The organism is Acinetobacter endophylla, assembly GCF_053543775.1.
The window spans coordinates 44,398-57,402 of the sequence record NZ_JBLVOM010000318.1; the positions used below are offsets into that span (position 1 = coordinate 44,398).

General features: G+C 44.4%; 8 protein-coding genes. 5 read left to right on the forward strand and 3 right to left on the reverse strand.

The window, feature by feature from the left end; all coding sequences use genetic code 11:
* The first annotated feature begins 1 nt into the window (after nucleotide 1).
* From ACNPNW_RS18940 to ACNPNW_RS18960, 5 genes are all read left to right on the forward strand, one after another.
* On the forward strand, nucleotides 2-4,126 hold the full coding sequence (locus tag ACNPNW_RS18940) for a UvrD-helicase domain-containing protein (RefSeq protein WP_420937488.1): 4,125 nt from the start codon (nucleotides 2-4) through the stop codon (nucleotides 4,124-4,126).
* 71 nt (nucleotides 4,127-4,197) lie between these two features.
* Nucleotides 4,198-5,979 (forward strand): exodeoxyribonuclease V subunit alpha, encoded by a 1,782-nt coding sequence (gene recD / locus ACNPNW_RS18945; RefSeq protein ID WP_005102875.1) that lies wholly within the window; start codon nucleotides 4,198-4,200, stop codon nucleotides 5,977-5,979.
* A gap of 894 nt (nucleotides 5,980-6,873) precedes the next feature.
* Nucleotides 6,874-7,143 (forward strand): 30S ribosomal protein S15, encoded by a 270-nt coding sequence (rpsO, locus tag ACNPNW_RS18950; RefSeq protein WP_004278577.1) that lies wholly within the window; start codon nucleotides 6,874-6,876, stop codon nucleotides 7,141-7,143.
* Nucleotides 7,144-7,403: 260 nt separating this feature from the next.
* Nucleotides 7,404-9,491, forward strand: coding sequence for a polyribonucleotide nucleotidyltransferase (pnp, locus tag ACNPNW_RS18955; protein WP_171058372.1), 2,088 nt, complete (start codon nucleotides 7,404-7,406; stop codon nucleotides 9,489-9,491).
* Nucleotides 9,492-9,743: 252 nt separating this feature from the next.
* Entirely contained in the window at nucleotides 9,744-10,979 is a 1,236-nt protein-coding gene (locus ACNPNW_RS18960) for a magnesium transporter CorA family protein (RefSeq protein WP_005267559.1), read from the forward strand.
* 114 nt (nucleotides 10,980-11,093) lie between these two features.
* Here ACNPNW_RS18960 and ACNPNW_RS18965 read toward each other — a convergent pair whose 3' ends face one another.
* The 3 genes from ACNPNW_RS18965 to ACNPNW_RS18975 all read right to left on the reverse strand — a co-directional run bounded on the left by ACNPNW_RS18965 (nucleotide 11,094) and on the right by ACNPNW_RS18975 (nucleotide 12,716).
* Nucleotides 11,094-11,351 (reverse strand): HP1242/YdcH family protein, encoded by a 258-nt coding sequence (locus ACNPNW_RS18965; protein WP_005102903.1) that lies wholly within the window; start codon nucleotides 11,349-11,351, stop codon nucleotides 11,094-11,096.
* A gap of 89 nt (nucleotides 11,352-11,440) precedes the next feature.
* Nucleotides 11,441-11,770 carry a chaperone modulator CbpM gene (locus ACNPNW_RS18970; RefSeq protein WP_005102905.1) on the reverse strand — a complete coding sequence of 110 codons (330 nt, stop codon included), beginning with the start codon at nucleotides 11,768-11,770 and terminating at the stop codon, nucleotides 11,441-11,443.
* Nucleotides 11,771-12,254: 484 nt separating this feature from the next.
* Complete coding sequence (locus ACNPNW_RS18975; RefSeq protein WP_005102907.1) at nucleotides 12,255-12,716, reverse strand: DUF2147 domain-containing protein; 462 nt, start codon at nucleotides 12,714-12,716, stop codon at nucleotides 12,255-12,257.
* Nucleotides 12,717-13,005: the final 289 nt, after the last annotated feature.

Here is a 13,005-nt window from a genome sequence, read left to right on the forward strand (position 1 = left end):
TATGACTTTATTAAAGCAGCAGATGCAAACAGCCATTTCCACCAATCCGATTCAAGACATGAAATTCCGTGGCCTGCACTGGATTGAAGCCTCGGCAGGAACCGGCAAGACCTATACACTCTCCAGCCTGATGGTGCGGATTTTTCTGGACCAGTATTATCCGCATCAGGTGATTGCGACGACATTTACCCGTAAAGCCACGGCTGAACTGAAAAACCGGGTACGGCTTCGCGTCGAGGAAACGCTGGCTTATATCCAGCGTCATCAGCAGCTCAATTCAGTTGAAATCACAGCAAAAATCCAGAATGAAACCGATCCTTTATTTCAGCAGGTGCTGAAAGATTATGGTTCACGGCTGGATTATGCCCGTCGCCGTTTACGTCTGGTGCTGAACCAGCTGGATGAACTGTTTGTCGGCACCCTGGACAGCTTTAGCCAGAAACTGTTACGTGAATTTGCCTTTGAAAGTGGCAAGATTGAACGTGCAGAACTGACCGAAGATCAGGATCTGTATATTCAGCAGCTGATTCATGATGTGCTGCGTGACTGGATTCAGCAGCAGCCGCAATATATGGTCAATCATCTGTATGTTCAAAATCTGCTGAAACCGGTGGAGCATTATACCGGGCTGGTGCGTGATGCCCTGAATTTCAGCAAGCAGCATTTCCGCAAGATCGAACTGGCTGAATGTGACCTGAACAAATTGGAAGCCTGCATCAGTCAATTAGTGAGTATTCAGGAGCATGATCTTGCCGTCATGCGGCGTTATTGTCAGGAAAGTCCGAAGTATTTTCACAAGAGTTTTTTGACCAAGTTAACCGAAATTTGTGAAAACTTTATGACCTGGAGCGCAGCCCTGAAAAATCAGGGTGGCATGAGTTTCTTTGATGCTGAATTGCAGCCGATTTTACTGAATCTGTGCCATTTGCGCCGCAAGAAAACCGATTTCCAGCCGACCACTCAGGTCTTTAACAAAAGCTGTCCGGATGCAGAGCAGCAGCTGATTTTGCAACATAGTCTGATCGTGGCAATTGATGCGCTGTGTGAGGTCAAACAGTATCTGGATGAGCAGCTGCAACAGCTTACGACCTATCTGGAATTTCATATTATTCAAAGTGTGCAGACCCGTTTGCCACAAACCTTGCAGCAGCAGGGTGAAACCACTTTTTCCCAGCAAATTCGTACATTGGCGGAAGCATTGCAAGGCCAGCAGGGACAGCGTTTTGCCCAGTTTGTACAGGCACGTTATCCGCTGATTCTGGTCGATGAATTTCAGGACACCAATCAGGATCAGGATGATTTGCTGGCCAAGATCTGGCGTGATGCCAACCGGGTGCAGTCCGGCTGCATGATTATGGTCGGTGATCCGAAACAGGCAATTTACGGTTTCCGTGGCGGCGATATGCTCACCTATAACAAGGCACATGCCGATGTGTTGCATAAACAGGGCCGCGAATATACCCTGATGCAGAACCATCGGTCAGTCAAACCACTCGTAGAAGTGGTTGATGCGCTGTTCCAGCGGCAAATGGATTTTGGCGAACAGGTGCAGTACACCTTGATTCAGGCCGGTAGTCGCCCGCATCCAGATCTGGTCGATATGGGCAGGATCAACCCGCAGCCTTTACGATGGATTCAGCTAGGTGAATCGGACCTGGAGGCAGACCAGGTGGCCTGGAAAATCCGTGCATTGCTGAATCAGTCTGCCCAGCAGCAACTGTACTTTCAGCAGCAAGAGCATCAGCAAAGCCTGAGCGCAGATGATATTGCCGTGTTGGGATTTGGGCATTTTGCTCTGGAACAGGTGAAGCAGCGTCTGCAGCGTATGGGCATTCCCTCCTATAAAGAATCCAAACAGAGCGTGTTTGCCAGTACCATCGCTCAGGATGTCGCGGCCGTATTGACGGCGATTATGGATCCTTTCAATGAGGCCAAGGTCAAGCGGGCTTTACTAACCCGTCTGCTGGGCTTCAATCTGAAAAAACTGATTGATTTGCAAAGCCAGAGTGAAGGCCTCAGTCGCTATATTGCGGATCTGGATATAATTCGGGAAATGTGGTTTGAGAAAGGCTTTTTGACCGCCTGGAATTATGCACTGAACCTGTTTCAGGTCTGGACCAATCTGGTGGCCAGTCAAAGTCTGGACAATGAGCGGGTGGTGGTCAATCTGCGCCATCTGACCGAGATGCTGAGCCAGCAGAGTGAATATTATCAGGGGGCGCAAAAACTCTATCACTGGTATTTGCGCCAGCTTCAGTCACCTTCAGGCAAGGACAGCGAAAAAGAACGCAAGCTGTCTGGGGATCATGGGGTGCAGCTGATGACCATTCATGCCTCCAAAGGGCTGGAATTTAAAGTGGTGTTTTTATTGGGAGCAGATGCTGCTTTTGATGTGAATAAAGGCAATCTGAATTTTTCCCTGTCTGCGCCTGAACAGGACAACATCCTGGAACAATCCCGGGTGATTGCAGTGAATCACAAGAATTTACATGAGCAGGCGATTCTGCAGAATGCAGCGCGTAATGCTGCCGAAAACCACCGACTCTGGTATGTGGCGCTGACCCGTGCCAGTCACCGGGTATATGCCATGCTGCAGGACCAGAACGCACAGTCTGATTCCGGGCTGGCCTTCTGGCGTGGTCAGGGAGATCAACTGTTTCAACATGCTTTAAGTCTGGTCGAGCCGCCTCTGTCTCAGGAGCCACCGCGCCTGGTCGAGCAGTCGAACCATCATCAGGTCGACATGCGGGCGCAACCTTTGCCAGAGCGGCAGTTTTATCCGCGAACCAAAACCAGTTTTACGGCTTTGTCACAGCATCAGCTACATGGACATATCTTGCAGGACGATCTGGTCACGGCTTATGAACAGCCCGACAGTGCTGCCGATGAAATTCATTTTACCGGTCTGGAAGAACAGCCAGCAGCTGTGCCTTTAGACTGGATTAGGCTGAATTTTCCTAAAGGCACCGTAGCCGGAACATTCTTGCACAGCATTTTTGAACATATTGATTTTCAGGACAGCAGTTACTGGAATCTGGAAATCCGGCGCCGTTTTAAAAATACCGCACCGCAAATCTGGCAGGAAATGAAAGAAAAATTTGAACAGGCTTTTCATATACGTAGTGTACTGGAACAGGCTTTTTCCCTGCATTATCAGGCCGCTGTGGTGAATCTGCGAACCTTGTTTCAGGCCACAGCTCAGGCAGATTTCAAAGCCGAGGAATTGCGTCATAGTATGCAGCGCGTATTGTCCAGCCTGAACTATAAGTTATTGACCGGAATTCGCCTGCATGACCAAAGTGAAGTTTATCGCCAGCAATGGCAGCAGCTGTTTCACTCGGCACAACAGCTCGAGCGTTCAGCTCTGCTGGAATTTTTAGGTCAGTTTCGAGTGTATTTCGATGGGCTGGAGGATGACTCCTTTATCCAGTTTTTTGAACAGGAAGTGGCTCAGCTCACACGCCCTGCAAGTACTGAATCACTGAATGTGGACAATATTTTCCAGACTGCATTTGATGGCTTGCTGGACGAGATCACAGAAGATATTTTGCTGAACCTGATGCATGACTGGGTACATGACATTCTGGCCACTCCGATTCAGGCAGATTTTGCCTTGGCACAGCTGGAGGCTAAACAGTATCTTTCAGAATTCCCTTTTTATCTGTCCTTGACCGATGCCCCTTTGCAGATTCGGCAAATCCATCAGCTTTTTCTCGAACATGACATGATCATGAGCGATTTTAATGAGGCCAAGTCGGCACGTTATCTGACCGGTTCCATCGATCTGGTGTATTTCGATGGCCAGCGCTACCATATTGCCGATTATAAAAGTAACTTCCTCGGACCTGATCAGCAGCACTATAGTGCTGAAGCCATTCAGCAGAATATGAGCCAGTCCAGTTACTGGTTGCAGGCCGCTTTGTATCTGGTGGCGCTGCATCGGTACCTGAGTGCCAATATGCAGACTTATTCGATTCAGCAGCACTTGGGCGGCGCGACCTATCTGTATTTACGTGGGATGAAGGGACAGGTCCAGCAAGGAGCCTATCATTGGCAACCGGACTCCGAATTTATAGAAAAACTGGATCAAATACTGGGCTATTTTGAGCAGAAAAAATCAGCATGATTTTGCGATTTTATAAGATATATAGAGATTAAACATGAAATTATCCTGTGGATAACTTTGAGGATAACTGTGTGGAAAATGAGCAGAATCACGTGTCGCAGCAAGACTCCAATTTAATGGCCTGGATTGACTATTTGTGTCAGCCGCCGTTTAGTACGGCTACATTTGATCCGGCAGCAAAATTCTTGATTCAGCAACTGCTTGAGGCGATACAGGCAGGGGATAGCTGTATCGAAGTTGATCCTCAGCAGGTTGCCTTATTGCATAATCTGGTTCTAGACCGCCGTCAGCAGGGTGCAGGAATTGCACCATTTATTTTTGTAGATCAGCATTTATATCTGTACCGCTATTGGCAACTGGAACAGGCAGTAGCCTCACATATTGCTCGGATTAAAGCCCAACCGGTTGCCGCTATTGATTTATCCGAACGTGATCGCAATTTATTGTCAGATCCACAGCAAAAATTGGCACTGGAAATGGTTGCGCGGCAGGCGCTGAATATTATTAGCGGCGGTCCGGGTACCGGTAAAACCTATACCTTGGCGCATATGATTGCGGTCCTGCATGAAGCCTTGCCAAATATCCGGATTGCCATGGCAGCACCTACCGGAAAGGCCGCACAGCGCATGAAAGAAGCACTGCAAAAAGCCTTGCACAGTGAAGCGTTACAACAGTTTGAGCTAGAACAATTAAAACAGTTACAACCGGTCACCCTGCATCGCTTATTGGGTCTGGGCACTCGCGGACAGCCACGCTTTCATGCCAAGCAGCCTCTGCCTTATGATGTGATCGTGGTCGACGAAGCCTCGATGCTGGATTTAAACCTGTCACAGATGTTACTGGCCTCCGTACCGTCTCATGCACGGCTGATTTTACTCGGTGATGCAGATCAGCTGGCCTCTGTGGATGTGGGAACGGTATTGGCAGATTTACAGCAAGTAGCGACTCTGGAAGATAACCGGGTCAATTTAATCACCACGCGGCGTTTTGCGCCTGGAGCCAGGATTGGCGCAATGGCGGAGTTTATCCAGCAGAATCATCAGCCTTCTCACGTCTTGCAGAAATTTGAGCAGCAGATTGTGGCAGCCAGTGAGTTACAGGCGATCGATTTGGATCAGGTGAAGATCGACCAGTTGCAGTTACAATACCTGCTCGCTGGTGCCGAACAGACCGCGCATAATTTGAATCAGTATTATGACCAGCTGATGTATGGTTATCAGGCTTATGTACAGGCCATAAAAACAGAACGAAACTCAGCTGATTTTGAACACTATGTGCAACAGGTGGTCAAAACTTTTGATGATTACCGTATTTTAACGGCAATCCGTTCTGGTGATCTGGGGCTGCTCAAGATCAATCTACAGATTGAGCAACGTTTTCTAGCAGCCCAAGGTCAGTTGAAACAGGGCGACTGGTATGTCGGACGACCCGTCATGATGAGCTATAACGACTATCAGTTGGGCCTGGCCAATGGTGATATTGGTATCTGTTTTTTACGTGAGCAGTCTGGTCAACGTCAGTTTGAAGTGTATTTCCCGAGTCTGGAAAAATGGGTATTAGCCACCCGTTTACCTAAAAGTATTGAAACCGCTTTTGCGCTGACCATTCACAAATCTCAAGGTTCAGAATTTTCCCATACGGCCGTGGTGCTGGATCAATATGCAAAAAATTTATTGAGCAAAGAGTTGATTTATACTGCAATTACTCGAGCCAAAAAAGTGGTCAGTTTACTGGTGGATTGTGATGCTTTTACACAGGCACTTTGTGTCAGAACTACCCGGAAAAGTGGTTTGGGCCAAAAAATCATTGAACAATCTAGTAATTTAATTGGCAAAAATAATCAAATCTTGTAGGTAAAAGCTTACAAGGATTCAGGAAATTGACGCATAGAGCTTTTGCTCAGTTTTTGAGAAGATTGGTTCTACAAAATAACTCAACACGGAAAGTTGAGCATAATCGCATAATGATAATAATAATGTCGGTAGACAGCGAACTTACAGTGAAGTAAGTGAAAGAGGAAACTTACAGCCGCTAAGCCTTGTAGTTTTGGGAGAGACTACAAGGCTTTTTTATATCCTGATTTTTTTATAGGAAGCTTGCTGGATTTTTATCCTAATTTCTTAGCAAAAATTTTCAGCGCTAGCCAGTAAACTTAAGTAAATAGCGTTAAATAAAACGAGAGCTGTGTAACATTATGCAAATTTTTACTCTGTGATGTACGAAATGGCTTACAGCAAAATGAGGCAAATACCTCTAGTTGTCTGGTGGGAATATGGCAAAATCTACCACACAAGGAAGATGATTTTTCAACAGGATGTTTGAAAATAATAATAAGCGTAAAACGCCATAATAATACAATAAATAATAATGATAAGAGAAAGAACTACAGCGCCAAAAAGCCCGAGTTTACTCGGGCTTTTTTTTATCCATTTTTTATGGAGAGCAGCGGAAGATTCAAGCGAGCTAAAGGGTTTGTTGGCTTTTCAAATGAATTTCTATATTTAATTCATCCTGGATTTATTTCATGAAAATAATGCAAAACCTGAATCTTTGAGGGACAAGAGTCATCGAATCTGAACTGCATCAATGAGCGACCAAAACCATGCAAAAATTTGGATCTATTTTTGCAATTTGATGCGTTTTCCCTTAAAATATGCAACTTGCTGTAGTGATGCACGGCAGTCAAGGTTTTGAATTCTCATCACTTTGATTTTTATCAAAATATATAAGCATCTCGGAGAAATCGAATGGCTTTAACTAACGCAGATCGCGCAGAGATCATGGCTAAATTCGCTCGCGCTGAAAACGACACTGGTTCACCAGAAGTTCAAGTAGCTCTTTTAACTGCTCAAATCAATGATTTACAAGGTCACTTCAAAGAGCACAAACACGACCATCATAGCCGTCGCGGTCTTATCCGTATGGTTAACCAACGTCGTAAACTACTTGACTACCTTAACGGTAAAGACCACGGTCGTTATGTAGCATTGATCGGTGCTTTAGGTTTACGTCGTTAATTCGATTTAAACTTTATTTTCGGGTGTATTGCATGCTTTGTGCTGTATTACTGAAAACTAAAGTCGGCTTAGCTTTGCGCTAAGCCAGTGGAAGGGGCGAATGTTTCGCTCCTTCTTTGTGTTTAAAAATAGTATTTAATCTGGTGAGGTCGGCTTCTAAGCTTTGTCATTTACTCGTCCATATGGTCATGAATGCCAAACCTTAGGGGTCTCCACTAGAATAATTGTTCACAAGAACTAGGAAAAAATAAAACATGTCAATGTTTAATATTATTCGTAAAGAATTCCAATTCGGTCAGCACAACGTTATCTTGGAAACAGGTCGTGTTGCCCGTCAGGCAAACACTGTTGTGATCACCATGGGCGGCGTACAAGTACTTGTCGCTGTTGTGGCACAGCCTAAAGCAAAAGCAGGTCAAGATTTCTTCCCATTAACTGTTAACTACCAAGAAAAGCAATATGCTGCTGGTCGTATCCCGGGTGGTTATGGCAAGCGTGAAGGCCGTCAGTCTGAAGCTGAAACTTTGATTTCACGTCTGATTGACCGTCCAATTCGTCCGTTGTTCCCGGAAGGTTACTTCAACGAAATTCAAGTAACAGCCACAGTTATTTCTTCTGATAAAACAATGGATGCTGACATTGCTGCAATGTTAGGTACATCTGCTGCATTGTCTATCGCTGGTACTCCTTTCCGTGGTCCAATCGGTGGTGCGCGCGTTGGTTTAATCAACGGTGAATACATCCTGAACCCGAACCTTGAACAACTTAAAGAGTCTGATCTTGATCTTGTTGTTGCGGGTACGGAAACTGCAGTATTGATGGTTGAATCTGAAGCGAAAGAGCTTTCAGAAGATCAAATGCTGGGCGCTGTATTGTTCGGTCATGACGAAATGCAAATTGCGATCCAAGCGATCAAAGAATTTGCTGCAGCTGCAGGCGCGGTTGAATCAACTTGGGTTGCTCCAGTTAAAAACGAAGAACTTCTTGGTAAATTGAAAGAAGCATTCGAAGCGAAAATTTCTGAAGCTTACACGATTGCAGTTAAGCAAGACCGTTATGCGGCACTTGACGCGCTTTATGCAGAAGCAGTTGCACAGTTCGTTCCTGAAAATGACGAAACTGGCATTGCAGAAGAAGTAAATGAGCTGTTCGAAGACCTTAAATATCGTACTGTACGTGACAACATCCTGTCTGGTAAGCCACGTATCGATGGTCGTGATACCAAAACTGTTCGTGCAATCGACGTACAAGTAGGCGTATTGGATCGTGCTCACGGTTCTGCATTGTTCACACGTGGTGAAACTCAAGCCTTGGTCACAACGACTTTGGGTAATACTCGTGATGCGTTGATGGTTGATACTCTTGCAGGTACAAAAACTGACAACTTCATGTTGCACTACAACTTCCCTGCATATTCTGTAGGTGAAACTGGCCGTGAATCTGGTCCTAAGCGTCGTGAGATTGGTCACGGTCGTCTGGCACGTCGTGGTGTTCAAGCTGTACTTCCTGCTGCTGATCGCTTCCCGTACGTGATCCGTATCGTATCTGACATCACTGAATCTAACGGTTCGTCTTCAATGGCGTCTGTATGTGGTGCATCACTTTCTCTTATGGATGCTGGTGTTCCACTTAAAGCACCAGTTGCAGGTATTGCGATGGGTCTAGTGAAAGAAGGCGAGCGTTTCGCAGTTCTTTCTGACATCTTGGGTGATGAAGATCACTTGGGCGACATGGACTTTAAAGTAGCTGGTTCTGCAAACGGTATTACTGCGCTACAAATGGACATCAAGATCGAAGGTATCACTGAAGAGATCATGGAATCTGCATTGAACCAGGCTTATGCGGGTCGTATGCACATCTTGAATGAGATGAACCAGGTGATTTCACGTGCGCGTCCTGAAATTTCGATGCACGCACCAACATTCCAGGTGATCAATATCAACCCGGATAAAATCCGTGATGTGATCGGTAAAGGTGGCGCGACCATTCGTGCGATTACTGAAGAAACTAAAGCGGCGATCGATATCGAAGATAACGGTACAGTTCGCGTATTTGGTGAAACTAAAGCGGCAGCGCAAGCTGCAGTGGCCAAGATCCAGGCACTTACTGCTGAAATCGAGCCAGGTACAATCTACGTAGGTAAAGTGATCCGTATCGTTGAATTCGGTGCGTTCGTGAATATCCTGCCAGGTACTGATGGCTTGCTTCACATCTCTCAAATCTCAAACGAACGCATTGCGAACGTGGCAGATGTATTGAAAGAAGGTCAAGAAGTGAAAGTACAGGTTGCGGATGTTGATAACCGTGGCCGTATCAAATTAACGATGAAAGACATCGAACAAGTTTAATCGTTAAAATATTCACATGGGAAAACTCATGTGAATAACAATAAAAAAGCCCTGAGCTTGGTCAAAATGTTTACTTTGGCTGGCTCAGGGCTTTTTTATGCCTTCAATAAGATTCTGCTACGCAAATAAAGACTGATTGGATTGCTTAAGTCTGCGGCTCGGCTCATAATTTTAAGACGGATAGATGGGGAAGGCCTACTAGCTCTATCCTGCAACAACAAAAAGCAGAATTGTGAATAGAGAATTGTCTTAATGCAGGTTTATTATTTTTACCAACATCCGACCGAACATCATATTTTTGTACAAAAAGAGCCTATTGCTCAAGCCGAACCTGAATTTATCTGGATCGACTATACCCGGGCAGATGTGGTTAATCGGGCTGAGACTTGGCAAAAAGAAATAGAACAGCAGACCCATTTATACCTAAACGAATTGCATGTAAACGATATTCTTAATTTAGAACATCCTTGTGTATTTGATAGCATGGATGACTATGAGCTGCTTATTTTTCGCAAGCTGATTACCCCGGATGATGACATCGAGAGCGGTGAGCAGGCGCTGGAACAGCATGAAAAAGTGTTTGGTCTGGCGACTACTCCGATTAGTTTTATCATGACTCCTCAAGTGCTGATTACAGTACGTGAGCAAGGCAATAAAGCAATAAAAAATTATATTTCCCGTATTGAAACCCATGTGATCCGTTCCACTCAGGAACAAAATAAGTCACGAAAACTCCCGATGACCCCGCTGGATTTATCGTTACGTTTACTGAATAGCATGGTGGATGGTTATTTGGATTTACGTGTGCCTTTAACCCGACGGGTTGAATTCTGGCAACAGGAGTTATTACAGGGGCATCGCCGCTTTACCAAATGGAACCAGTTATTGCAAGAAAGCATGTCTTTTCAACAAGTGGAAAATCTCTGTGAAGAGCAAATTGATACCTTGCAAGAACTGCGAGATGAAATTATCGATAATTATCCGCACTTGAAAGGCAAGAAGAAGTCGGAACGACAGGATATTATGCTGGTCCGAATGAATGACCTGGTCAGCCATGTAGAGCGCATCCAAAAACACACTGTTCGTTTGCGTGCCTCGATTCAGGCGGCGATCGACCTGCATTTTTCAGCCATTGCCAATCAGACCAATGAAAATATGCGCATCTTGGCGATAATTACCGCTATTTTTGCACCGCTGACCTTATTGACCGGGATTTACGGGATGAACTTTGAATTTATTCCGGGGGCGAAATCTCCTGTCGGGTTCTGGAGTATGTTGATGATCATGTTCATTAGCACGGTATTGCTGGTGTATTATTTCTATCGCAGACATCTGGTCGGTCGAGGGGAGCGCAGTGTGATTGATCTACTGGCACAACAGCATAAGAATCAACACGTGAATCTGTTCTGGTTCCTTGACTATGAGCCGATTAAGCAATCAGTGAAAGAGACCATGAAAGAAGTTGAAAAGCTGACCAAATTAAAATAGAGCTACCTTTATCAATCGATATTTATAAAAGTTGTCCTATTTTTCAAGCACACGTAGATCAGTGGACTTCAATTTTAGATTAGCTCTGTAGAAATCAACACTCTGTTCTGCTGATCACTCAACTTGAGCTGTTCGAGTCAGTATTTTATAGATTTCATCTTTTAATTTCAGTTTTTTACGCTTGATCGCCTCAATATCATTGTTGATATGATTGACTGGATCAAGTTCAAGCTGGCTGATTTCTTTGTCCAGCTCATTATGTTCCTCGAATAACTTGGCAAAATAGGGATTTTCCTCGCGAAGTTGCACAATCAAGTCGCGGTATTCGGGAAACATGTATTTGAGTTTCTTATTGCAATCTTTGGTTTTCATAGGGATTCTTATACTCTAATCATAAAATTAAATATAAATATGTTCTGATCTGCACTGGAAAATGCAGATCGACAGAACATGAAAAGGATTTACTTGAAGTGCAAATGTTTGACCTCGCGGCGTAACTCCTGCACTTCATCAATGAGGTCCAGCATCATGGCAACGGCGCTAAATGAGGCATCAAAATCGCGTTGCAGGCGATAGGCGCGTTGTGCACGCGAGATATCTTCACCGAGGAAAGTGCTGGTCGGGGGTGTAGAACGATTGGGTAAAATTCCATGTTCAATTAACTGCATGACCCATTCCGGGCTTTGTCCACACGCTTCTGCAAAGTGGATCAAGTCAAATGAACGATCGTCCATAATTTCTGAGGGGGTATAACCGTGGGAAAAACTTTCTTGGTACTGAATCGTAGTCATGGGTCTACTCCTTAAACAGCCAAGTGTGCAAAATCCGTAGAAAGGGAAGGTACTAAAATAGAACGCTTTCCAATCCTTGGACATGCAGACTCAGAGTGATGACTCAAATGATCATGAGTGAAGAGTCGGGATGCACTGGTAGTTGATGAATCAGTCGGTCTGACCGGATCTTTATCAGCAGCATGCGAGGCAAAGAAGGTTAAAGCTGAAGTTGTTTTTATAATTTTATGTGTTATCGACAAAGCGTATTCAATCACTTTCCTATGTTGAATAGAGGGCGCCATATCAGGGCTGCAAAGCAGACCAGAGGACAGAATTGAACAAGGCTGAAGATTGATCATCATAAGTGGATAAAAAATAACCGTCTTCGATCCATTATTATGACTTTGCCTGCTCCAAAACAGTTTTTATTTGTACCTTATTGTTTCAAATCATGACAAAGAAAAAAGCCCCTGATATAGGGGCTTTGAAAATCTTTCTGAAATTAATATTTTACCCAAGTAACACTGCGACCAATTACCGATACCCCCACATAACCACGCAAGGTCAGACGTTTACCATTAGCACTTAAGCGTGCTTTACCTTTGTAAACTTTGCCACTGATCGGATCAAGCACTTTGCCATCATGGTATTCACGTGGCTTTTTCGGATCTGCCTTAAAATCCCAGATAAACGGCAGGCCTAGAAAAGGCTTGTTCTTAAGCTGACCTGGACATTTATGACAAATTCCCATTTTTTCTGCGCCAGGCAAGCTGCGTGTTTCGACAATTACTCCTTCATAACTGCCATCTGCTTTCTTGCGAATTTCCACATCCGCACGAGAATAACCCGATTGATCATCGATGGTTTTCCATTTACCCAATAACGGATCTTCATAGGCAAAGGCCAGGCTAGAGACTGCGGCCAAACTTATCCCCATTAGTAGAGTATTCAATAATTTTCTCATAACATACCTGTTAAATTGATGATGTATTCATTTTAGAATTATTGCTCTAATTTATTTTAAAAGCATAATTAAATCAAGAGTATGAACTGTGCGGTCTTTCTCATAATTTTTTGAAAATGATGAATATTCAGGTTTTGTTAGTGTGAATAATCTTATAATTTAAAAGGGATTCTTAGATTGGATTTACAGGAGAGTTTGATTCAGGAGGTAGACAGGTTTTCTACTGTAGGGGAATACGCTTTGTTGAGCTCAGTCACCTAGATTTTAAAACATAAAAAAAGCATTCCTG